27 protein-coding genes are annotated in these 23,978 nt (G+C 35.3%); 21 read left to right on the top strand and 6 right to left on the bottom strand.

The features are described from left to right. Positions 1–324 precede the first annotated feature (324 nt). The 11 genes from GLW00_RS11955 to GLW00_RS20685 all read left to right on the top strand — a co-directional run bounded on the left by GLW00_RS11955 (position 325) and on the right by GLW00_RS20685 (position 10,696). Complete coding sequence (locus GLW00_RS11955; RefSeq protein ID WP_160914355.1) at positions 325–1,797, top strand: flavin monoamine oxidase family protein; 1,473 nt, start codon at positions 325–327, stop codon at positions 1,795–1,797. 658 nt (positions 1,798–2,455) lie between these two features. Further along, the gene (locus GLW00_RS11960; protein WP_160914357.1) at positions 2,456–3,340 is read left to right on the top strand and encodes a DUF4238 domain-containing protein; all 885 of its coding nucleotides are present in this window, start codon (positions 2,456–2,458) and stop codon (positions 3,338–3,340) included. Positions 3,341–3,492: 152 nt separating this feature from the next. After that, positions 3,493–3,903: a GNAT family N-acetyltransferase gene (locus GLW00_RS11965; protein ID WP_160914359.1), complete on the top strand. Its 411-nt coding sequence runs from the start codon at positions 3,493–3,495 to the stop codon at positions 3,901–3,903. Between the two features lie 102 nt (positions 3,904–4,005). Continuing rightward, positions 4,006–4,350, top strand: a complete 345-nt coding sequence (locus GLW00_RS11970; protein ID WP_160914361.1) for a hypothetical protein — start codon at positions 4,006–4,008, stop codon at positions 4,348–4,350. A gap of 108 nt (positions 4,351–4,458) precedes the next feature. Next, positions 4,459–4,704 (top strand): hypothetical protein, encoded by a 246-nt coding sequence (locus GLW00_RS11975; RefSeq protein ID WP_160914363.1) that lies wholly within the window; start codon positions 4,459–4,461, stop codon positions 4,702–4,704. 907 nt (positions 4,705–5,611) lie between these two features. Further along, positions 5,612–6,046: a DUF4181 domain-containing protein gene (locus GLW00_RS11980; protein WP_160914365.1), complete on the top strand. Its 435-nt coding sequence runs from the start codon at positions 5,612–5,614 to the stop codon at positions 6,044–6,046. Positions 6,047–6,563: 517 nt separating this feature from the next. Continuing rightward, a complete protein-coding gene (locus tag GLW00_RS11985) occupies positions 6,564–6,962 on the top strand; it encodes a disulfide bond formation protein DsbD (RefSeq protein ID WP_160914367.1) in 399 nt (132 codons plus the stop codon). A 534-nt stretch (positions 6,963–7,496) separates the two neighbouring features. After that, entirely contained in the window at positions 7,497–8,633 is a 1,137-nt protein-coding gene (locus GLW00_RS11990; RefSeq protein WP_160914369.1) for a serine hydrolase domain-containing protein, read from the top strand. 261 nt (positions 8,634–8,894) lie between these two features. Continuing rightward, a complete protein-coding gene (locus tag GLW00_RS11995) occupies positions 8,895–9,341 on the top strand; it encodes a GNAT family N-acetyltransferase (RefSeq protein WP_160914371.1) in 447 nt (148 codons plus the stop codon). A 317-nt stretch (positions 9,342–9,658) separates the two neighbouring features. Continuing rightward, the gene (locus tag GLW00_RS12000) at positions 9,659–10,111 is read left to right on the top strand and encodes a hypothetical protein (protein WP_160914373.1); all 453 of its coding nucleotides are present in this window, start codon (positions 9,659–9,661) and stop codon (positions 10,109–10,111) included. A gap of 276 nt (positions 10,112–10,387) precedes the next feature. Continuing rightward, on the top strand, positions 10,388–10,696 hold the full coding sequence (locus GLW00_RS20685) for a GNAT family N-acetyltransferase (protein WP_335808473.1): 309 nt from the start codon (positions 10,388–10,390) through the stop codon (positions 10,694–10,696). 160 nt (positions 10,697–10,856) lie between these two features. On the opposite strand, the gene GLW00_RS12010 is transcribed toward GLW00_RS20685, so the two are convergent. Beyond that, positions 10,857–11,054 carry a cold-shock protein gene (locus tag GLW00_RS12010; protein WP_035543224.1) on the bottom strand — a complete coding sequence of 66 codons (198 nt, stop codon included), beginning with the start codon at positions 11,052–11,054 and terminating at the stop codon, positions 10,857–10,859. A gap of 899 nt (positions 11,055–11,953) precedes the next feature. Between GLW00_RS12010 and GLW00_RS12015 the strand changes: the two genes are divergently transcribed. The 4 genes from GLW00_RS12015 (at position 11,954) to GLW00_RS12030 (ending at position 15,321) form a co-directional block, all read left to right on the top strand. Then, entirely contained in the window at positions 11,954–12,112 is a 159-nt protein-coding gene (locus GLW00_RS12015) for a hypothetical protein (RefSeq protein WP_160914375.1), read from the top strand. Between the two features lie 975 nt (positions 12,113–13,087). After that, the gene (locus tag GLW00_RS12020; protein ID WP_160914377.1) at positions 13,088–14,095 is read left to right on the top strand and encodes a phosphotransferase family protein; all 1,008 of its coding nucleotides are present in this window, start codon (positions 13,088–13,090) and stop codon (positions 14,093–14,095) included. A gap of 262 nt (positions 14,096–14,357) precedes the next feature. Further along, positions 14,358–14,642, top strand: coding sequence for a hypothetical protein (locus GLW00_RS12025; protein WP_160914378.1), 285 nt, complete (start codon positions 14,358–14,360; stop codon positions 14,640–14,642). A 262-nt stretch (positions 14,643–14,904) separates the two neighbouring features. Further along, complete coding sequence (locus GLW00_RS12030) at positions 14,905–15,321, top strand: YhfM domain-containing protein (protein ID WP_160914380.1); 417 nt, start codon at positions 14,905–14,907, stop codon at positions 15,319–15,321. Positions 15,322–15,560: 239 nt separating this feature from the next. Here GLW00_RS12030 and GLW00_RS12035 read toward each other — a convergent pair whose 3' ends face one another. The 4 genes from GLW00_RS12035 to GLW00_RS12050 all read right to left on the bottom strand — a co-directional run bounded on the left by GLW00_RS12035 (position 15,561) and on the right by GLW00_RS12050 (position 18,393). After that, entirely contained in the window at positions 15,561–15,788 is a 228-nt protein-coding gene (locus tag GLW00_RS12035) for a hypothetical protein (protein ID WP_160914382.1), read from the bottom strand. Positions 15,789–16,098: 310 nt separating this feature from the next. Next, positions 16,099–16,533, bottom strand: a complete 435-nt coding sequence (locus GLW00_RS12040) for a hypothetical protein (RefSeq protein ID WP_160914384.1) — start codon at positions 16,531–16,533, stop codon at positions 16,099–16,101. Between the two features lie 3 nt (positions 16,534–16,536). After that, positions 16,537–16,731 (bottom strand): helix-turn-helix transcriptional regulator, encoded by a 195-nt coding sequence (locus GLW00_RS12045; RefSeq protein ID WP_160914386.1) that lies wholly within the window; start codon positions 16,729–16,731, stop codon positions 16,537–16,539. A 516-nt stretch (positions 16,732–17,247) separates the two neighbouring features. Then, complete coding sequence (locus tag GLW00_RS12050) at positions 17,248–18,393, bottom strand: CapA family protein (protein ID WP_160914388.1); 1,146 nt, start codon at positions 18,391–18,393, stop codon at positions 17,248–17,250. Between the two features lie 859 nt (positions 18,394–19,252). Between GLW00_RS12050 and GLW00_RS12055 the strand changes: the two genes are divergently transcribed. From GLW00_RS12055 to GLW00_RS12070, 4 genes are all read left to right on the top strand, one after another. Next, entirely contained in the window at positions 19,253–19,741 is a 489-nt protein-coding gene (locus GLW00_RS12055) for an RNA polymerase sigma factor (RefSeq protein ID WP_202412482.1), read from the top strand. Then, complete coding sequence (locus GLW00_RS12060; protein WP_160914392.1) at positions 19,738–20,643, top strand: zf-HC2 domain-containing protein; 906 nt, start codon at positions 19,738–19,740, stop codon at positions 20,641–20,643. The genes GLW00_RS12055 and GLW00_RS12060 overlap by 4 nt, the downstream gene beginning before the upstream one ends. A gap of 445 nt (positions 20,644–21,088) precedes the next feature. Next, on the top strand, positions 21,089–21,268 hold the full coding sequence (locus GLW00_RS12065) for a hypothetical protein (RefSeq protein WP_160914394.1): 180 nt from the start codon (positions 21,089–21,091) through the stop codon (positions 21,266–21,268). A 30-nt stretch (positions 21,269–21,298) separates the two neighbouring features. Continuing rightward, a complete protein-coding gene (locus GLW00_RS12070; RefSeq protein ID WP_335808474.1) occupies positions 21,299–21,544 on the top strand; it encodes an immunity protein CdiI family protein in 246 nt (81 codons plus the stop codon). Between the two features lie 191 nt (positions 21,545–21,735). Here GLW00_RS12070 and GLW00_RS12075 read toward each other — a convergent pair whose 3' ends face one another. After that, the gene (locus GLW00_RS12075; RefSeq protein WP_160914396.1) at positions 21,736–22,248 is read right to left on the bottom strand and encodes a DUF6143 family protein; all 513 of its coding nucleotides are present in this window, start codon (positions 22,246–22,248) and stop codon (positions 21,736–21,738) included. A gap of 223 nt (positions 22,249–22,471) precedes the next feature. Between GLW00_RS12075 and GLW00_RS12080 the strand changes: the two genes are divergently transcribed. Further along, positions 22,472–22,900, top strand: a complete 429-nt coding sequence (locus tag GLW00_RS12080) for a hypothetical protein (protein WP_160914398.1) — start codon at positions 22,472–22,474, stop codon at positions 22,898–22,900. A gap of 744 nt (positions 22,901–23,644) precedes the next feature. After that, the gene (locus GLW00_RS12085; RefSeq protein ID WP_160914400.1) at positions 23,645–23,854 is read left to right on the top strand and encodes a hypothetical protein; all 210 of its coding nucleotides are present in this window, start codon (positions 23,645–23,647) and stop codon (positions 23,852–23,854) included. Positions 23,855–23,978 lie beyond the last annotated feature (124 nt).

Raw genomic sequence — 23,978 nt, forward strand, 5'->3', positions numbered from 1 at the left:
ATTGTCCAATAACAGAGCTGACCCGCCTTCTAACCCCAGGCGGGTCTTTTTATATAGTCAAATATATCGGAAGTTAGATTGAATCGCTCACTCAAATTAGAGTGAGTTTTTTTAAAATGAAAGAAACCCCCAACTCAATGAGATGGAGGTACTCTGTCTAATGGTTTGGTCGCTATTAATATACAGAGCATTATTAGTATTGCACAAGAAAAAACACTTATCCTATCTTAAATTGGCATCACACCTAACGAATTATAAACACCCTTCATGTCATTGGGATATTTTATTGAAGTTTGAATATCCGTGTAAGAAGGGGGGATAGAAATGAGGTATGAAAGTGTTCTGCAATATCCATTTGATATGCTTTCTATTATTAGAAACGGATTACCTATTGGTGGAAAGAGTAACAAAAAGAAAATAATCATTATAGGAGCAGGGATGTCCGGTCTTGTTGCAGGTTCTTTACTTAAGCAAGCTGACCACCACGTTACAATTTTAGAAGCAAACAATCGCGTAGGAGGAAGGGTTTATACGATTCGTTCCCCTTTTTTTGCACCCGGGAATTATTTTGACGTCGGTGCAATGAGAATACCATCAAATCATAAGTTGGCTATGGAGTATATACATAAATTCCGTTTACCAGTAAACCCGTTCTTCAACACGAACCCTAACGACTTAATTTATGCTAATAATGTTCTTACTACTAGGAAGTATTATGAGTTAAATCCAGATGTCTTAGAATATCCATTAAAACAGAGCGAAAGAGGTAAGACAGCCCAGGAGCTTTTTTTAGAAGCCACCCAGCCGTTCCGTGACTTATACTACGGCAGCCCACCTCAAGAACAAGAAAAGTTAAGAGATAGGTTTTCGCAGTACTCAATGAGAGAATTCTTAAAGTTTAATCCTTATGGTATTAGTCTCTCTGACGGGGCTATTAGGAAAATTGCTGTTCTTTTAGGTATTGAGGGTTTTCCGGAGTATTCCTTTATTGATATATTGACCGATATTGCGTTCCCTATTTTTAGTCAAGAAATAGATTTTGTAGAAATCACAGGTGGGAATGATCGCTTACCTTGGTCATTCTATCCCGGCCTGAAAAGTAACATATGCTTTAACCAACAAGTTGAACGAATTTATAACACAAAAGGTGGCATAAGAGTTCAGACTAAGAATACTTTGACAAACCAGATTTGTGTTTTTGAGGGGAATTATTCAGTGATAACGATCCCATTCCCTTTAATACAATTCGTGGATATTTACCCTTATGATTCTATATCGTTTGATAAGTACCAAATCATTAGGGAACTGAATTCAATCAATGCTGTGAAGATAGGAATAGAGTTTAAAAACCGTTTTTGGGAGAGGATTGGTGTTGGCAATGCAGTCACAGATCAACCAACAAGGTATTCTTACATACCAAGTCATGGTAGGGGGACTCCTGGACCAGCCGTTTTATTAGCGAGCTACACTTGGGGGCATGATTCAGAGTTATGGACAAGTTTATCATTGGAGGGAAAAGTCAAAGAAGCGCTCACAGATCTTGCTAAAATATATGGAAATGTTGTATACAAGGAGTACTTAACGACTGTGGCTTACGACTGGGCATTGAATCCTTTTTCAGCAGGGGCTTTTACTCTATTTCTTCCAGGACAAGGGGAAAACTTCAGCGCTGTGATGAAAAAAACGGAAGGTCGGTTACACTTTGCGGGGGAAGGACCATCCGATTTTCATGGATGGATTGAAGGGGCTATTGAATCTGGAATAAGAGCGGCCCATGAAGTAAATAAGAGAGATTAGACGCCTAGATAAGTGTTATAAACACTTATCTAGGCACCTAAGTGGGGGTTAAAGATAGTCAAGTTCGAACAATTGATGGTTACCCTGGCTTTGGAAAAATAATTCTACGCATCATCTTCCATAAAATACATTATTAAAGTAAAATATTGGTTGGAATGTAATTTATATTTAATGGAGGAAGTAGTGAGTGAAGTCAAATTCTTTTTATGAGCATCTAGTCCAAGAGTACACGAAAAACTTGGAGCGTGAATTAACAGAAAAGGAAAGAGAATTTCTCTTATGGCTTGCGCATTCACATATAGATAGCAAAGAATAAATATTTAGAGGCTCTAATATTATCTTGAAGCTGAGTCTTACATAAACGGGGGCAATTCTTTAATAGCAGAATTGCCCCCGTTAGTTTTTGGATCAAGTTAGTTGAACATCCAATTTCAGATATTATGTAGAATGTATCTAATTAGTAGCTAGCCTCCCCTTGTCAACTTGGTGCTGAAATATGGGATTGTGCATCAAGGAGTTCGAATATTGTACATTAATCCTAAGAGAGTTAGAACAGAAGGGTTTAATAGGTGGGATAAATTAACAAGTGATCATTAATAGATGATATAGTTAAGGTGGCCTTGTGACGACAGCTTTAATGTATAAAGGGTGTGAGTAATTGAATTTACCAATTAAACAACATATAGTTCCTCAAACATATCTTCGTCAATTCAAGACAACCTCACCTAAAAAGCAGGAAAAAATTTGGGTGTGTCAGAAAGAGTCAAAGCATATTAGGGAACAACGCATAGCAAAAACCCCTGTCATAAATGATTTTTATACTTTTATTGATGAAGAGAATGCTGGGGAAAAACATTATGACGCAGAACTTTTATTCGGTAAAGATATTGAACCGTTGTTCCGTAAAAGTGTCGAACCGCTAGAAAATAACAATATGTTGAGCGATTATCAGAAAAGAGAATTTAGTATATTTGTTTCTTCACAAAAATTAAGGACTGTAAGTATGAAAGAAAAAATATCTACGGAAATTGAGCAGGCATTTAAGTATGGTGTTTCTGGAGAGTGGTTTGATAGTAATGCTCTAAGTATTTTCAAACAAGAATTTCTTGAAGGAGATAAGTATATTACATATGAAGAATTTATTGAGAAATCAGAAGGGAACTTTGAAGAGGTTAGCACAGAGGTAAATAAAAACTGTTTTATCCTCTTTATTCCATGGAAATTAATTGATTTTGCGAATGAGATTGCTTCACAAAACTGGAGCTATCTTGTGGCACCCAAAAATAATTACTTCCTTACTTCTGATAACCCAGTAATACTTGAAAGGGAGATAAACGACCCTTATTTTCCTATTCAAGGAGGAGTATTCCCTTTAACCCCTAAATTAGCACTCAATATTAATTCTAATGAGGAGAAGTTTAAAAAAATCGGTGGTAAGCATATGAGGAAAATAAATGAGCAGATTATATTTCATTCAGATCGATTTGTTTATTCGCATGATGAAGAGTTCCTTAAGAGGATAATAAGAAAAGTGACTTCTTAGGCAGCAACTATTTTTTCTAATTTCCAACGTGGTATTTTTTGTGCTTTTATTGATTCTTGGATAAAAAGTTGTCTTCAACTAAAAGGGCGTTTATCCAATATGGCCGATCGCTTTTATAATTAAATCAGGTTATTTTAGTAGGGAGTGTTTTTGTGGAAGAAGTAAAATCGATGGAAATACACCATGATATGTGGAACCTCTTATCATTTGCAACCTCAGAAAGAAATATTATCCAAGAATATAATTTGTATATGAAATCGCCGACCAGAAAACTTTATTGCTATTACCTTGCAGATGAGGTTGTAGGATGTATCGGAATTGAATTATTTACGCAAAGGCGATGTGAAATAAAGCATATTGCAGTGTCGACAAAATACAGAAACAATAATGTAGGAACTAAAATGATTAACTTCATTTTAGAAAAATATTTGTTCGAAACTGTCTTAGCCGAAACCGATAGTGAGGCTGTGAATTTCTATAAGAATTATGGTTTTGAAATAACAAGTTTAGGAGAAAAGTATCCTGGAGTTGAACGGTTCAGGTGTACTTTGACTAATGAATAAACATTTTATTCTTAAAATATCTTGAAACTGAGTCTTAAACAAACGGGGGCGAATGCTTAAAAGAGCGATTATAGAATAATTGCAATGCAAGGAGGTTGCCTAATGTCTAAAAGCAAGATGACTTTCATTATTGTGATTTTAGCTATTACTTTAATGGGGTGTTCCCAAAATAAAGCAGGAACATTTCTTCTTGGGAATATAACAGAGATTAATGATAAAAGTGGGAATATGGAAATCGAAATTGTAGGATCGTTTACAGTTGATGATGCAGAATCCTTAACAGAGTTATATGAATTTGAAAAACAACCAAATTCACTAACTATAAGAGTTTCCAATCCCAATGAATATGAGGAAGGACAAAAAGTGCAGGCAAAAGCTATTAAAAATTATGAAGAAGAAGTATGGGATTTAGACAAGTTAGAATTTGAAGTAGAAGAGGTAACTTAGAGTATTCATCTATTAGCCCCGTATTGGAAAGTCCTTAAAATATCTCCAAATCAAGTCTTACGTTATAGGGGGGCTTTAGTCAAAGAAAAGCTAAGGAGGTAGGAATAGTTGAACGTACTTAAAAAGGTAAACTTCATATTTGCCATTATAGGTATAGGACTAGTGGTATTGTATTTTTTTATAGAAGATGTTCAAATACCTAAATATGGAATATTCTCTTTTTTGCTGGTTACGTTCTTGTTATTAGGAATTGAAAAAGTCAAGGATCAGCATGATAGAAGTGGATATTTATATGTTGTTACAGCTATTGTTATGTCTTTAGTAGTTATAAAAGAATTAGTTAATGTACTATAAAGAACTCGTTTCAACGGTGGTTTGGTCTAAGTTTTAGCAATTTATCTTGAAATCAATTCTTACAGTAAAGGGGGACGTTTCTATAAAATACTTAATTGATTTATTCTCAAGCTTTTCATACTTAATAGGCTGGTTCATAGTAGTTGTGGCTACATGCTACTTTATTCCATCTATATTTCTTGGAGGGATATTTTTAATAGTCTCTTTTTTAGCTATTTTATTTGGAGTGATGCTCGTTTGGGTGTCAAAACAAATATAGTTAATATGTGCAATTACGTGATGATAAAACAACTTTAAACCAGTCTTCCGCAAGCTTGGGCGTTTCTCTAATATAGAGGATCGGAGGGGAATAAGTTATGAGAGAATGGAAGCAACCTGAATGGTTTTGGTGGGCAATAGGTATCTTTTCCATATCAGAAATAGGTTTTTATTCTTTATTTTCTGTCCTCGGCAACAGTCCTAAGGATATTCTCAACGCTTCGTTGATTATTGGTTTTCTGTTATATCCTATATTCACTATTTGCATTTTATTGTTTCTAGATAAGAGTGCAAGGAAAGACATTAACACATTATTTTATTTAGCATTTCCATTAATTATTAACATACCTTTTTGATTAGTCTTCCTTGATATAATAAGACAGTTAACTGAAAGATTTTTTTAGACAATATTGAGATTGTGAGCTTGTCATAATACCACGGTTTGTAGCCAAATTGCACGTAGCAAAATTAGTAATATCTTGAATTCAATTCTTCAAGAAACAGGGGCTTTACTTCAATATTGAGAATACCTTTCTTATTAGATTAAGGATGCAATTAATAAATATAAGGAGGGATATTATATGGACAGAAAGTTGTTTATAAAGTTCATTCAACATAACCCGATACAGATAATGCAAGGAGGCACATTATGTTAGGTTATGGTCTGGATTCTGATTTTTGGTTGGGGTTATTGATTATGTTAACTATAGTTAGTGTATTATTGGTTTCTTTTAACACAATAATTAGAAAATGGTTAAAGGTGGAGAGAAAGAGGATACTTTCCTACAACCACGTTAATGAAAAACATAAAAGGATTGATTGGATAATAAGAATTATTGCTGTAATCAGTCTAATTTTAGGATATAGCATAAACATTATGAGCTATCCAGCAAATACATATTGGTTTTTACAGCCGTGGTATATAATTATTGTATTTCTTGTTGTGGCGGAATTAGGAAGAGCTGTAATGGAACGAAAGTATGCACAAAACTCTAATGCTTATAAAGTAACCATTTTGGAGATGACATTTATCCTTCTGATATACATATCGATATTAACCACAGATTTTTGGGGACTGGTATAAGTCACGCCATAAAGTGTATCTGTTTAAGAGGAGTTCCACATTAGCTTTTTCTATTAAGTAAATGAATTTCAAAAATGAAGTTGATTGAGAGGGAGTTATTATTAGAACAAGTATAATTTATATTGTAGGAGTTATTCTTTTTACAGCCTGGTTAGTTATAGCGGATTATATTAGACATGACACTTTAAACTGGGGACCAAATATTGCACAATCCTTGTTTGTCGTGACATTTATAATTGCAGCACTTTTGTTAGGGAAAAAGATCCGAAAAAATTAAATGAAATAATTGGATATAGCGTGTTAGGAATTGCCGCAGAGGGAAGTGAATGAATCACCAAAGGATTGTGCGATATAGGTGAAGTGGATTTTAAGGTTTTAAATTATAGACGATATTATATCCTCAAATATCTTGATATCGAGTCTTAAACAAAAGGGGGCAACTGTGGAATAAGAATCAGCGCCAACCTAGATAACTTGGAAATACAGATGTCTATCATTTTCTTATGGGAGTGGTAAAGTGAGTAAAAAAATCTTTAACATAATTGGGTGGGGGCTGCTTTTGGGAATGGGTGCTTCGTGGATAGGGGTTGGTTATTCGAATTGGTATTTAATATTACTTCCAATGGCGTACATTTCTTTTTCAATTAACGATGGCAGCATTAAAAAAATTGGAAAGATAAAACAGATGTCTATACTGCAAGTAATTCTCATCTTGTTTGCATATGTTACGTCAATCGTTATTGTTTATGGTCTCTTGCAATTATCTAGTTACTTGATAAGCGATATATTACACTTAACTGGAGGCATAAAGACCTTTAGTGTGATTATTGCAGTGATTCTTTCTTTATATCCTGTTAAGTTTACTTTTGGCAGAGTTGTTTATAAATTAACAAATGGGTTGAACGCTACAAGGTAAGAAAGTTGTTTTCCTTTGCTTTTAGGGGGGGCGCTTTAAAGAAATATTTGTTCGAGGAAGGAATAAAGAACAAAGTGTAAGTTCTTAGACTATTAAGGAATGCTTTAATATCTTGGAATCAAGTCTTACACAACCGGGGCAATTGCTCAATAATCAATTCTAGTAGAAGGAGGCGAAAGTTAGAGGAATAAACAAGTTATTTTCTGGAGTATAATAGCTGTCATTCTAGTATTGATTTGGCTCTTCTTAAGATAATACATATAATATAGGATTTTATAAGCGAAGAAAGATATCTCGAAATCAAGTCTTATAAAAACGGGGGCGATTGTGTAATAAGTATGATCGCTTTTCATTTAAGTAGCGCCTATATTGAACAGTAAATATTGTGAGCTTCAAGGTTAATTTTTAGAATAATCCAAAAGGAGAGTTTATTATGTACCACAAATTTAATTTCATATAACTTAGAATAAGGGGTCCTCCTTAATATGATTGATCTATGGCACAATTAATAAATCATAAATGGAGGGAACAAGTATGAATAATATAGATGTTAGAAATAAAGAACTTGAAAAGCTATTTGATTACTTAGAAAGTAACCGTTTATTTAGTGGTGTAGTACTATTGTCCGAAGAAGGTGAAGCTTTTTATAAAAGAGCTGTTGGAAAGAAATCAGAAATAAAACAGCAAACCATTGATGCAATCTTCGAAATTGCTTCAATTTCAAAAAGCTTCACGGCAGTAGCAATTATGATGTTAAATGATGAGAAAAAATTAAGACTAGATGATGATATTACAAAATACTTTCCTTCGCTTCCGTATAAAGGCATTACTATCAAAAACCTATTAAACCATACGTCTGGACTCCCAGACTACATGGAGTGGTTTGAGGATACAAAAAACTGGAATCATAGTAGGGTTGCTACAAATCAAGATGTAATTAATTACCTAAATAAGGAAAAACCAGAAGTGTTATTTAAGGTTAATGAAAAATGGGAGTATTGTAATACTGGCTATGTTCTGTTAGCAGAAATAATTGGAATGGTTTCTAATTTGACTTATGATGAATTTTTAAATAAGAGAATATTCACTCCTCTAGAAATGGTTAATACATCGACTCATTCCCAGTTTTTAGAAAGTAGACTAGAAAATTTTTCTTTAGGCTATATATACGATTGGGAAAAAGGGATATATTACCTTCCTCAACAACTTAAAGAGCATAAGTATGTTTACTTTTTTGACGGTGTTAAAGGTGACGGTGGTATAAAGTCCACTGCAGCTGATCTTCTCAAATGGGAACAAGCAATTTACAATAATGAGCTTCTTTCACAAGAAGCCATTGATATGATATTAAGTTCTACTTCATTAAAAGGAAATGTGACTACAGGTTATTGTCCTGGGCTGCATAAGGATTTTGGTGGGTATGGTCTTGGGTGGAAATTGGAAAATCACCCAAGATATAAAGAGATCGTGCTACATGATGGGTATTGGGCAGGTTTTTGTACTAGTTTAATTAGCTATAAAGATTTCAATAAGTCCATCATTATGTTAAATAATCTAGACTTTACAGACGAAAAGTTAAATGAAATCCCACACATCTTAACATTAGCTCTAGAGAGAATCTTATTTTATGAACAAGTAAATTTAGAAGAGTTTGAACAACTGATCAACTAAACTGTTCAACTAAAAGAAGGAGAATTTTTCTCCTTCTTTTTAAGTTAATGTTTTTGTGAAAGTATGTGCTTAAACTATTGATTACATTATGTGACTGTAAACAACATCAGGTTATCTTAAATTCAAGTCTTCAAGTAAAGTGGGAACATCTCCAGTTATGATTTGCCCCTCTCCAATCTATATAGATAATAGTGTTGAGCTAAGCTAAGAGATCAGTCATCATCAATAAAGTTTGAATACACTGGAGGTGTAATAAAGAGTATGAGTAATATACATTTCAAAGACATAGATGATACTAATGAATACATAGTTCGAAATATAAAATTGAAATCTGGACAAGAAAAATTTATTGAAACCGTAGATGAATGTTTGAAAGAAGCCGATACTTACCATCAATGGCATCCAGTAGCTATATATTGTAAAGAAGATATTATTGGATTTGCTATGTACGGTTCTTTTGGCCCCAATAAAGAAACTTGGCTTGATAGAATAATGATAGATAAAAGGAACCAAGGCAAAGGTTACGGTAGAAATGCGATAATAAGACTGATTGATATAATATCTAAAGAATATGAGGTAAACGTTATATATTTAAGTATTACGGAGGACAATATACAAGCTTTTAACCTATATACAAGTATTGGATTCGAGTATATGAATGAGAGAGACCCGAATAATGGAGAATTATTATTTAAATACACATTATAAGAGAAATCATCATGAACTCATTCGTCTAATAAAAGGTGCCTTAGTCTTTATTTGCCCATATTATCTTGAAATCGAGTCTTAAAGAAACGGGGGCGATTATTCAATAAGAATAGTCGCCCTGTTTAATTAGAGGCTTAGAGAGTATATTTGATAAATCAGTTTCAAGGAAATATGAAAAGGTTGGGAATGGAGTTACGAAATTCCTTGCAGAACTGAAAATCGAACATCTGAATCTGTCTGATAATGTGTGTTAGAAACATGATCTCTTCTAGTATAAATAACGAGAAAAGACACAGTACTAACACGAGGTGGTAGATGTGGCATTTATTATAATCGCAGGCTTTGTTATTCCATGGATCACAGGTGTTTATTTATATAAAAAAGCACCGATAATTTTTTATACAACGGCACCTATCACCGCGTTAATTGCGGTTGTTTTGAACCAGGCAGGAATTCATATGGGACTGTGGAGAGTGAATCATATGCCGTCAATTGTTCTATTGGATTCCTTATTTTTAGATTTAGGTATCTTCACCATCGCTGGAGCGTGGTTCACGTATATGCTGGTGTACAAAAGCATTAATCCTCTCTGGATCTATATTATATTCATCGGGGGTATGGCGAGCTTAGAAATACTTGCTCTTCTAGTAGAAACAATAGAATATAATCAATCATGGAATTTCTTTTATACCCTATTAATGTATATTGGGGGGTTTCTTATCATTGGGTGGATTGTCAACATATTAGAGAAACTAAAAGTTTTCCCATAAATTTTTAGGCATTAGAATATTACCGGTCGTAAGAAAAAAATGTATACGGATTTCTAGTTTAACTGAAAACTGACTGTGGCAAAGGAAGATACTGAAAGATACAAAGATATGGATTAATATGATCTCTAGCATAATATCACTTGGATAGCACGGCCTATGACATGGGAAGTAAACGAGTCAATAGATGTAACCGAAGAGTTTCTGAACATGGTAATTAAAGGATACGAAAAAGGTGAACCTGGTGAATGTGCCATTGAATGGAATGAAACAGGCTAAGTGATTGTTGTGGCAGCCTTTATTGATTGGAGTAATAAACATAACTGCGTAGAGTTGGGGTACTTTTTATCGGAAGAGTATTGGGGACAAGGAATTGCTACTGAAGCACTTCAGGAACTTGTTCGCTATGGTTTTAACGAACTTTGTCTTAACAGAATTGAGGGTAGGTCCGATACAGATAATTTCGGTTCTCAAAAGGTAATGAAAAAGTTAGGCATGAACTATGAAGGTACTTTAAGGAAGAATGAGTTTATAAAGGACGAGTATAGAGATACAGAAGTTTATTCCATATTGGAGAGTGAGTATTGATCCTATAAAGAGTTTTTTATTATCTTATAAATTTATGGGGATTACGCCGAATTAACAAAGTTGTTTAGCGTTTTCCCAAATACATATTTCATATAACCTAAGCCCATTTATACAAAAAAGAGACTTCCAAATTTGGAAGTCTCTTTTTACCTAGTAACGATTATTTTTGAACGTTAGCAGCTTGTGGTCCACGGTTACCTTCTACGATTTCAAAGGAAACTGTCTCATTTTCTTCTAATGTTTTGAAACCTTCGCCTTGAATAGCAGAGAAATGAACGAATACATCGTCTTGACCTTCTACTTCAATAAAACCGAAACCTTTACTTTCATTAAACCATTTAACATTACCTTGTAACATAACTTGTTACCTCCTGCGTGGAACGGATCCACATTGTATTACTATTATTGCTCTGCATATTCATTCCAGACGAAAGTTACTTACTAGTTACTTAGGCTTTCATTCGTAAACACGAACAAGAATAATTAACTTTAATTGTACCAACAAAGTCTATTTTCGTCAACCGGAGAGGACGGGGACGTGGGTTTTTTCTTATGTTCCTTATAGTAGCTGTTGTCTGTTCCACTTTGATGTTGTAGCTCCTGGTCCAAGACTATGGGACGAAGCTTGTACCCTTTATATAATTGGTCCCATAAGTAGACTTTATCAGAGCAGAGCAAGTGAGGCTGAATATTATAATGCTTCACATGGATGCAGAACGGATACAAACAAGAATTAAATTGTTTTTTGATTCTTACGGTATTGAAGGTGTACATAAAGGTTATTTAGAGATGGTATTGTTGCGATTAGAGGGGTTATATATAAATGAAAAGAAAGACCGATGAAGAAGACATGGCATTTCAAAGAATGATAAACGAAGGACATTAGACGATTATGAAAAGAAGAGAGTGGATTTAATCGGAATTACTAATGTATTTGTTGGGGTATAAGATCATCTAATATCTCCAGTTCAGGATAAAGGGCTCTTTCTCTAAGTGAGGATATAATGAACCGAATTTTAATTACAAGTGAACTATCTAAAAGGACATTTTAAAAGAATTCACCAAGTCTTAGATGAATCTACCGAATTATCCTGAAGTTGGATATTCCTTTAAAATACTTGAAGCTGCCACTTTTAGCCACTCTCTTCCATCTTTCCATACTTATCGCTCTAAGTTCGACTTTCACCCTAGAGTATTTTATTATGAAGGGAATATATTCTTTCTGTCGAATTAGTTCGATAGGAGGGAGGTGGTGGAATGCAGCACCCATCATCAAGGCTTGATTATCTAATTGTTTACTTGGAAACCCTTTCAAAGATTATTAGCGGGGATGAAGAAACGTATCCTGCGTGGGTGAATGAAAAGATGCAACAAACATGTGAACAGATTGAATCCTTAAGTAAACAACTTTACTAAATTGTGGCACCCCATAACGGGGTGCTTTTTCATGCTAACAAAACTATTAAATAAATGGGTACAAGGGTAAGGTGTTATGAACACTTAATCCAATGGCTTTAAGGGAAACAAAAAAAAGATAGGGAATTAAGGTGAACCAACTTGGAAAATGGACCGGCCAATTCTTTATTGCAAATTCCGTGCGAGGATAAAATAAGAATTCTTCCCATTTAGTTTATCTAGAAATTAAGCTTTCAAGTATAGAGGGCGTTTCTGTATTAAAAAAACTAACACTATTTTAAAAGAGGTGTTGAAATGGAATTCATAGCGTTTTTCTTATTTGGATTTTCAGCATGCTTTCTCATAAGTTCTATATTTAACTTTGTGTTTAATATGAGAAGCAGAAGGGACTGGATCATTACATTGGTATTGAGTATTGTATTAGGTTTAATTTTCTTGCCTTTCATGGTAGGTTAGATTGTTTATACTCAATATCTTGGATTTATCTCGATTTTAAGCCTTCAAGAATCGGGGGCTTTTTCTTAATACCGTTCTTGCCCCCTCAATACATAAGTATAGGTTTAATAAGTGTTAGCTTGTTGAGTGACGGTGCAGTTGAAAAAATTTACTGGAGGAGATTTTAATTACAGGTATTTTAAAATATTTAACTTATTTTGTATTTAGTCTGTTTATTATCCAATTATCCATTAATTTATGGACAAATGAAGGAATAGATTGGGTTATATTCATTGGGATGAGTCTTGGTGGGATAATAGGGGTATTGATTGTAAATAAACTCAGTAAAGTATTTGGGTAAAATGGTAAGAAACCCTAAGAAATATTTAATTTTATATGTTTGTTAAGTAGTGTTTCAGTACTCTTGTTTTTTATCATAACTTCTATATGGAATACTTTTTTCTGAAAAGAGGGGGGCAGGTATGCTGGTACTGATGTTTTCCTTGTAGAAAGCTACTGAACAAATGAGGAGTGGTGGAAATGAAAACAGGATGGAAACGCTCGACTCCGGTCATCATCCCGGATAATCAAACATTATCTAACATGCTGCATTCCTTCTTGCTTGACAGAGGGATCACGGGGGTTGAACCCATCGGTGGAGGACTCAGCAATTCGAATATCAAACTCTCCCTTACGAATGGGGAGGATGTTGTACTACGAATCTACAATGGTGGCGGCATTAAAGGTCATATCGAAAAGCGGATTCTGGAACGCGTCCAAAACCACCTGCCCGTTCCGGAAGTCCTATACCATGATTTTTCCTTGTCCCGGGTCGAGTACCCTTTTCTCTTGTTGAATTGGGTGGAGGGTTTTCAGCTTTCTGAGTTGTTCAAAGAAGGGGATACCGATAAATTATCGGTTGCCGGACACGAAGTCGGCAGGTGGCTAGCCGAGATGCATTCCATTCAGTTCTCCGGACCAGGGTTCTTTGATGAAGAGTTGAATGTGCAGGAGTTTCTGACGATAGGAGCGGATTCTTTCAGAAGTGTATTAGAGGATATCATCAGTGAGGGCTATGTAGAGGAAAACATAGGTTCAGAAATGGTTGAGGAAATCAGACGATTCGCTGATGAGCAGGGTTATTTGTTGAATCGTATTGGGGAGCAGCGTTCTTTAGTACATAGCGATTTCAACCCATTGAAAATTCTCGTCAAAACTGGCGGAGAAGAGGTGGAAGTGACGGGCATCTTAGATTGGGAGTTTTCGTTCAGCCACTCTCCGTTACATGACATCGGAAACATGCTTCGCTATGAGGATGTGGAAAACTCTCCATTCCTGCGCCCATTCATTTCAAGTTATCTTAAGCATGGAGGGGAACTCCCTGCGGAATGGCTGCAGCAAGCGAAAATGATGGATGTGATCGCGTTATGCGATATGGTGAGTAAAAAGGGTTGTGAAAAAACGCGGTTGCGTGATATTCAGAGCCTTTTTCGAAAAACGTTTCGCGAATGGGAGCGCTATGCGGAGGTTCAAGAGAATATAAGGTAGACGATGGCATGTGCACCAAACGGTAGGTCTGGAAGGAAAGTGCCAGTTTTTCATTCCTTAACCAAGGTATAATAAGTTAAGAATGTTAGAATATATCTCGAATTCAAGTATTTAACAAACGGGGGCGATCGTTCAATAGAGAATTAGCCCTTTAATACATAAGCGTAAGTAATATCAGTTGTTAAACCTATTTAACTGACAGATTAGTAAACTTTAATAAGTAAAAGGGTTATCATTAAAAAAAATATGTGGGGGTGTAATAATGTGGTTAATATTTGGGGTTATTGCCATAGTGGTAACTTTTATAAATCTTTTTTTGTATGCAGCAGGAAAGGATTATAAGCTTGCTATGGCGTTGGCTTTATCATTTACAGCATTAACAATTTGTGCTGATTACAGTTATCTTAATCGGTGGATAGATGCAGAAGATTGGGCGGCTATAATGGATGTAGTACCTGGTATGTCAAAGGTATTTTGGTTTTTGACAATTGTTTCTATCTTACTAAATATATCACCTATATTTTTAGAACGAATCCGTAAGAAATAATGGCTAAATATCACGTCATTTATTTAATATTCAACAATTGTGTAAGTTTTTATGTATAACTAAAGTGGTTTCAAGTAGAACCGTGAAAGATATCTCGAATTCAAGTCTTACATAAACGGGGGCTTATCCGTAATCGACAAAGATAGAATGTTTTAAAAAATGGGTGTTCAGAAAGTGAAACAAAAATATTCTTATGCTACTAAATGAAAAAAGAAAATATTTGAGGTGTGAGGTTCAAATTTCTCAAAAGAGGTGGTATTATGTGCGTTCTTTATTTGTATTGCTTATAGGTTGTCTAATAGGAATGAATGGTTGCTCTAGCCCTGATCAAATAATAAGAGTTGGACAGCCTAACACAGAGAATTCTGAAAACGAAAAAGGATATAACATACAAGGCAGTAGCATTACTCAAGAGATAAAAGATGAAGAGAGAGTTAATCGAGTAAAAGTTATTTTTGAAAGCTTCAAAAGTATTGAGGAACCTACAGACATCACTTTCCAAAAGCCCGACGTATTCTTTGAAGTATATGAACCAAATAACAATGTGTCTGTTCACCAAGCTTATTTGTGGTACAAGGCAGAAGGTGGAGCTGTTACAAGTAAAACGACAAACGAAAATGAATATTATGAAATTACTGCAGAACAAGCAAGTACATTAAAAGATCTATTTAATCATTAGTTGATCATACTAAAGAAAACCAGATACCGGTTGTTTCTTGGAGTTAACGATCTTAGTTGATTGTAGCGGAGGGGAGTGGGAGATCTCAGGCGGTTATGCCGAGGAGGCTCCCATCCCTCCACGCGGAAATCAACGGACAAACTTTATCGTCCAAAGACAACAATCAATGCGAATTCAGCCTAAATAAAAGAAGTTAAATGAATGTCTTATTTAACTTCTAACAGCTTGTTAGAAGATAACTACTTTTGGGGTGTTACTGCATAGATTGCAATACTTTCTTGTGATAAGTATCTAACAATCTCAGGGATTTGTTGTCTTGCAATATTGACTTTAAATCCATATTGTAAGTGTTCAATTTTATCAATAAAAGCAATTTTTTTAAGTACTTCTAAAGTGGATTTTTTATCTGCTACTTCAAAATAGACTGAGAATTTTTTGTCACTATAATCAAATGGTGTTGTTTCCAATAAAATCACTACTTTCTATAAAAATTCTTTATATTTAGTACCTGTTTATTTATTATATGAAAAATATCCGTTTTAAGCTAAAGGGGTCACGCTATTAATAGCTGCCTATGTTTTAATGGCCTGTTTGATCTTGAAACCAAGTCTTAAAGAAACGAGAGCAATTATTCAATAAGAACAATCGCTCAGGGGCATTTATTGAATGACTAAGGGAACCCATTTTTAATGAGGTTCCCTTTTTAAATCCACTATTATATGTTGTGAGTAACACCGTTTGAAGTTTCTCAACGCTTAGAGAATACAGAAAGCTTTATCAGGTTTCTTTCATCATATGGCGGAAAATGATTGGAGCTAATAAAGAGAAAAGAAGGACACACAACGTTACCCACCAACCAAACGATTTAAATGTGTCTTCAGGAATGATAAATGTGTATCCCAAATAGGATAAGAACAAAATACCTTGAAGTACTTTCAATGTTTTCGCATCGGCTTGATTCTTCTCGGCTACAAGTCTCTCATCCGTCTCCGATACAATAATTTTAGGGTTCTTTTTTATTTTCATTAGTTTAAGGAAGGAAGCTAGTGCTGCACTGAAAGGAATGAGTGATAAGGCTAAGAAGGCTTTGCTGTTAGTAAAAGAAATGGTCGTTGTTTCGAAAATAAACCAGGTGATAAAAAGGGCTAAGCTAACAAATAACGATATACCAATGGTTAATTTGGTTTCCTTGACTAACTTTTCAGCACTCATTGATCATTCCTCCCAGAATAAATCATCTAAAGTTTTATTTAATGCTTTACATATGGCCGTGCACAATTTCAGACTCGGGTTATAGTTGCCAGCTTCGATTAAATTGATGGTCTGTCTTGTAACTCCTACGATATCTGCTAATTTTTCTTGAGAAACGTCGGCTTCAGCACGGGCGATCTTCATTTTTTTGTTTTTCAAAAAAAATCATCCCCTCCTCCTACATTTATAATATTCAACACCTTACAAAATGTCAATTATATTTTACTTTTTGTAAGGTGTTTAAAGAGAAGTTTCACCATGGCCTAGAAAAGCATCTGTGACCTGCAAATTTTACCTTTAGGGGAAACTAGTTGATTAAGATGTCCAGGGCCGAAATTTTGGATTTATTAGGGTTGTACCTTGAAGTCGAGATTCCGGGAGGGGAATAAGGGAACAGATTCCACAAAATCTATCTCGAACTCGAGTCTTACATAAACGGGTCGATTGTTCACTAGAGCATCAGCCCTTGAAGTCCTTTGTTGTTAGTAATATCAACAAAAAAGGGGAGTGTTTCAACACATGACTCGATTAGGATTCAAATCACGCGCTTCAAAGTTTTCTGTGTGAAGGTAGGTGGTTAAGACTTCATAAAGTTCTTCATCACTCAACTCCTGAGTAGAGATGTTTAACATTAAAAAAAACGGACGCTCTTAGGAGGAGCGTCCGTTTTTATCCTTACTTTACCGATAGATCATGAATCGATGTTTTCATGTGTTTGGATAGTTCCTGAAACAAGTCAGCGCTAAATTCCTTCATAGGGAGAACTTTGAAATCCTGGTCATTTTCAAAGTCTACATATGTGAGTTTAAACCTGGGTTCCTTTATATTGATGGATGTTCCTTCCATTCCCTTCACTTTTTGTACAGTCATCCCCGCTATCCCACCAATCCTTCGGTACTTTTCTTCCTGGCCTGAGAGAAAATTGCCGAGAGAATAAAAAACGAGGCTTTTAGACCCATCCGTATTTTGAATCCACTCCGGTGGCTGCAGCACGTGCGGGTGATGACCGAGGATAATATCTGCGCCTTGCTCGGCGGCAAAAGCTGCCAATTCCTTTTGATCAGCACTTGGGTTTCTTTCATATTCCTTGCCGAAATGTAAACTCATGACGACGACATCAGATTTGCTGGAGGCCCGCTTGATGTCAGAGGCAATCAGGTCTTTATCAATCCTGTTCACCAGGTAAGGCTTCCCATCAGGGGTCGGAATTCCATTTGTTCCATAGGTGTAAGCCAAAAAGGAGAAAGTGATGTCATTCTTTTTGATCGTTGTGATCTTGTCTCTTTCCTCCGGTGACAAGTAGGAACCAACCTTTTTAATTCCCAGGAAATCCCATTGATTAATCGCGTTTTCAATAGCGGGAACACCCCGGTCCAGGGTGTGATTGTTGCTCATTGAAACAATATCAATGCCGTTAGCTTTTAACGTATCTCCTAATTCAAAGGGCGTGTTGAAGGAAGGGTAGGTGGATACGCCGATTGCTGCGCCACCCATGATGCTCTCTGAATTCGCAAATGTAATGTCAGCGTTTAAAAGATAGGGAGTGACCTCCTGAAACATAGGATTAAAATCATAGCATGAAGAAGTCTTCGCATCATTGTATACTTCTTTATGTATTAACAAATCCCCTACGGCTGCGAGAGAAACTTCTGTCACTTCTTTCACTTCTGTCTTCTTCGTTGGTTTGTATAGCGTTCTCATATTGGCTGACACGCGTTTTTCCAACTCTGCTTCATTCGATTGAGAGAAGATGGTGGAACCGCCAATGAAACTGGAAATCAAAAAGATCACTAAAATAATAAGCAGGCTTTTATTTCTCATCATATCCTCCTGATTTGTAGATATTTTGATTCGGTTTTCCTATAAACCACCAGTAGTATCCTTGAAAATTATGTTAAAGAGCATTTACAAAACCTATATAAGCAGGCACACGCGGTTTTTTAAAAAGGCATAAGCGGAATAGTTTCGACATATTAATGTTTATTATTATAAAATAATTTCAAAATTCAGGCAAATAACACCATTATTATTTATGATTCCCTAATATCTGTGAAAGAATGTATAGGAACAAAGTCCTTAAGAACCCTTTCTTTAGCGAAACGATTCTTAAGGACTCCTCTGTTTAGTTAGCTTTCCTGATGTGGATAGGCGTGTTTACCACTACAAGGAAGAAGTAGGTTAGCAGATAGATAAAAGTGTGAAGCATCAGGTCACGATACCTTTTTTGCGAATGAGGAGACAATCTTGGGTTACAGAAGAGGAAGTTCAAGTGTTTGTTAGTGAAGAAGTTACAAAAAACAAAATCCCTTATGTGAGATTGGAAATGAGTTCTATTTCTTTGTTAAAGCAATGGATTAATGGTTAACTGAAGCAGGACCAATGAAAGTCGGACAACACTAAAACCTTCTTAGTAAACGGGGGGATAAGTTCTTATAGTTGATTACTTTGAAGAACTTTAGGGTGAAGATCTGCAAAGACTGGCCAGATTGTTGAAAATCGCTTGTTAATAAGATATTAGTTAGTGTAAAGATTGTACATAGGTAACGTAAACTAACCCGATTTCATTATGGAAACCAATAATTATGGTAGAAGAAAAACAGGACCGGCGTACTTTGTTCGGTTTTTTTAATATTTTTGTAAGATATTTGAGTTTCTCGCGTCTTATATGTAAGGAGGTGAAATGGTGACACAGCTTGAGGATATTTATCATACATACTTTAAAGATGTATTTTTATACGCGTATAGTTTATCCGGCGATAAGCATATTTCTGAAGATATCACTTCAGAAACTTTTATGAAGGCATTGACATCGCTACACAGTTTCAGAGGGGATAGTGATATCCGTGTTTGGTTATGTCAAATTGCCAAAAATAGTTATTACTCTTATTTGCGTAAGAAAAAGAGCTTTGTAGATTTTGATTCGGTTCCAGAATCAACTAGTGGAGACAATGTAGAACACGAAATAGCCAATTCAGAAGCGTCTATGAAGGTACATGAAACGATCCAGAATTTAAAAGAGCCATACAAAAAGGTCTTTACGCTCCGTGTATTTGGAGAACGATCATTTAAGCAGATTGGCCAATTGTTTGCAAAAAGTGATAACTGGGCTTGTGTTACTTATCACCGTGCAAGAGAAAAGATTAAAGCGCGATTGGAGGATGATCGATGAAAATCAGCTGTAATGTGATTAGGGATGTATTGCCGCTATATGTCGAGAATATGGCAAGTCAAGATACTAGAGATCTAGTTGAAGAACATATAGTTTCTTGTGAAAACTGCAAAAAACAACTTGAAGAAATGAGGACTTTTGAAGAACCGCCAGTAGATACCGATATAGCTCCCTTAAAAAATATACAAAATACATTGCGAAGGAAAAAGCTTCAAACGATTATTCTTTCAGTCATGGTAACAATGGTTTTGGCGGTGGTTACAATGGCTTATCTGACAACGCCCGAATACATCTCTTATAATGAAAATGCGGTTTCAATTATTGAAAAGGATGACGGAACAGTACTTTTGAATTTTAGTGAAGAAGTCTCTGGATTTAATGTAGAACAATATCCAGCAGCAGACAATTCAGGTTATGTCTATGATATAACAACATGGGAAACGATTTGGAACCAGGAAATAAGCAAAAACAACCTGGAAAATACGGTCTTAAATCCGAATGGGGAAGCGGTCGCTTCCATCTATTATTACAATACTGATGGAAGTGAAAATACTTTAATTTATGGAGATCCAATAACGGATGGTTCTGTCATGACGTTACCTCGGTTAGTTTTAAGCTACTATGTGTTGTTTGCTATAGGATTTTCAATGATTTGTGGAATTGGATTAGTCATATTCCGGAAGAACGAGAAAATTAGAAATGGACTAGAAAGAATTATTCTAGTGCCTATCTCTTACGTGTTTGCTCACTTCCTTATAAAAGGTCTTCACTCTGCTACTTACCTTGCTGGACGAGACTTTTATCTAATATTACTAGTCGCCATTTCTTTATATTTTACCTTGTTAGCTGGAAGGAACATATTTAAGAAGTTATCATTTAAGAAGCCGGAAAGAACCTTATAATAGAGTTGCTTTCACTTCGAGTCCACCTTCAACAAAAGAGTGCGTTTGTTGAAGAGCGAGTTGCAGAAAATGATCAAACTTTTTTATAAAACAAAAGAAGAAGCCGTTTTGATTAAACTTTTTCAAAACGGCTTCCTTTATGTATAAAAGGTGAAAGTTGAAGTTCTTATATTTGTAATAAGTCTCACCAATTACTATGTTGGTGTTTTTAATTTCCTCCGCAAGCCTTTCATTGGAAAAAGAGATGGCAAAGTAAACTGAAAAATAAAGCTTATTAAGCTATTTGGGGGTATATGGTGAAGATCAACTCCATATTAACTCGGATTCGAGTCTTCACTAGTTTGAAACAAAATGCGAATTTCTTTCGTACATATATTTGAAACGGATGAAAATATTGAAGAAAGACTAATTGCAAATGTAATTTTGAAGATTAGAGGTGATCAAGGTGTTAAGTCATATTAAATTTTTCTTTTCCATGATTGTCGGCCTTTTATTATGGAATGCATTGTTTCCATCTAATAACCAGGCAATCGTTGATATATTGGGGATCTCTTTTTTAGCAACATTCTTTAAATGGTTGTATGAAGTTGCTTTCGAAGGAGCAGAAGGTACTGAGAAGTCTTAAATTAAGGTCATTAATGGAGGTGGAAACCATATGAGGTGTCTATGTGAAGAACAAGAAAAAAATGAATTAAAAGTTGAGGGAGATGTGGGAGCAGACCCTATCTGGTGTAATCAATGTAATTGTAACCTTGATCTAGAAGAGGTTCCAATTGAACTCCATTTGAAGTTGGAGTTAATGAAATGGATTGAAGAGTATGGAGCATGGATGGATTGGTGTAAAGATGGAATAATTCCTAATGGCGTTGAACTTGAAAAAGAGCATAATAAAAAGGATTGAAACTAACAGAAAAAGTACAGAAAGAACTTCAAGGAAAATATAAAGTTTCATTTTCACCTTCGACATTTGCAAAAGGCATATAAACCCAATACCGTCACCCTTAACGGTGCTAAAGTAAAGACTACCCAAAATATGTCTTGGATTAGAGTCTTACAGTGGTTTTTGTGCAATTCAGAAATCGCATATAAGAATTAAAAGATTGTTTTACTCTCATACCATTCAAACTCTATTTGAGATTCAGCAGAAGTGCGACTCCACAAAAAGAACATTGCGTTTGTTCCTGGCTCTATAATCAATCGACCGTCAACTCTAAAACCCAGTTCTGTCTTTTGGGGACTTAACGCTCTTGTACCTACAACTCTTCCTCCTGAAAATGAACCTGATACACCAGGGTTAAATAAAATTTTTCCTACAGGCTTAAGATTGGAGGCAAGTTTCAGAACACTCACGTCTGATGATAGGTGTGGAATTCCAGGTGGGTCAGCATTAACAACAAAGTCTGCTTTCACTAGTTTAGTCGAGAAGTTTGTCAAAGCAAAAAAAGAGACATATAAATTGACATTAGATTCTAACGGATTTACAAGTTGAGCCCATGCATTTTTATTAGCACCCGTCTTCAACACCCCGGAAGTTCCAGCAAACAACCTTCCTTTACTACTTTGAAATGCCGTGTTAATAATATCTACTTTTGGCTTTATTTCCATGTAAGATCTACCTCCTGCCAAGTCAACTTTTTACAATATATACTTTAGATTAGTCATTATGCTTATAAACCAATTAATATTTTTCAGGGGTCTAAGTTGTATATAGAAAGTAAATTTAGTTTACTTCTATACTTTCCTTTCAAATGGGCAGGAAAACACCCATAACCCAGGACGGGGGAACAATGGATAATCTGTCTGGAAAAATATCAGTGGAGGTGATAGGTTGAAACAGATCGTACACACATGGGTTCCGCATGAAGCATGTACCCATTACATTTCGTTGGATAAATGCACACTCCTGCCTTACTGGTTAGAATTGACTTTCGTGCTGCTTTTCCAAAATGATGAGGGCTGCTTTTGTGAGTCAGGAAAAAAGATCACCTTTACGTTCGAATCCCCTATAGCCGTGCGGTACTCGGAGGAGGCAGATCGGGAAGACTTAATTCATGCAGATTTTATTGATGCGGCATCTGTGGCCCAAGACCTTGTGTGGCCTTACTTCAGAGTGGAAAATTCCGAATTCCTGCAATGGCAACTCGATCTTAATGCAGCTATTGACGACCCGAGTGAGCTGACGTGTTTTGGTTTTACCGAAGAGCACTATTTATTTGAAATTCTAAGTAATGAGGACCCTGTCGTGAAAGTAGATTAATCCGCCCCCTTTTACATAAGGTGTTTTACTGAAGTATAGGGAGATGGAATAAATTTCCTATGGAGGTAGTAAACGTTGAAAGTACTTAAAATAGTGAATTTCATCTTAGCTATAATCGCAATATTGCTGGGGTTCTCTCATCTATTTGTTAACAATTCCCGAATATTATCCGTTATATTTATCCCTTTATTGTTGATCTTCTTTTTACTAATGGGAGTTGAGCAGATAAAGACTAATCGAACGAAAAGAGGATATTTATACATTGTTGCAGCTATCCTTTTCGTTTTTCCAGCGATAAAAGTTTTTGCTGACTACTTATAATATATAATGATGCCTATGTAATTACATAAGTTATTTAACGGGGGCAATTCTGCTAAATCAGAATTGCTCCCCTTTTTTATGTGTTGGTCAGGGGAGAAGATGGCTCAGTTTAGATACTAATGGAATAGTTACCTAAATTTTGAAACTTAATCCAGTTTTATTCGTAACTAATAGAAGGAGGGATAATTTTTAAAAACATAAATAAATACGCCCTGTTCATTGGCATAATTACCTTCTTTCTTTGTTTTTTCATCACAAAATTCGGATGAATCTATGTAAGCAGGTGGTAAAGTTTACTTATGTACATCTTTAGAAATCTATAACAGTATAAATGTCAACTTGTATCTGAGAAGAAGCGGAGTAGGAGAAGTGAATTTGGATTATTAGCATTTCTAATATACATAATCAAAAGAGGTGGAAAGTATGGATAATTCTGAAAAGAGAACTTGCCTTAAATGTGGTAGCGAAATGACTAAATGCTATGTGGCTGAGGGATTTAGGGGACTGCTTGTAAAAAACCCCGAAGGAGATCGAATATTAAGCAACAAGAAAAACACAAATATCAATCCAGTTATTTGCACCCATTGTGGGTTTGCTGAATGGTATGCAGATGAACCGGAAAATTTAATTTGATATATTCTTTATTCAAATAAGAAAAGTACATAGTCCTCTTAACCATGAGGACTCCTGCAGAAAGCAATTCTTATATAAACATTGTGTTACTAAAACCGGTTTGTTTGAGATGGATTGGAGGGTA

This window comes from Halobacillus litoralis (assembly GCF_009856445.1).
GTDB classification, from domain to species: domain Bacteria; phylum Bacillota; class Bacilli; order Bacillales; family Halobacillaceae; genus Halobacillus; species Halobacillus litoralis.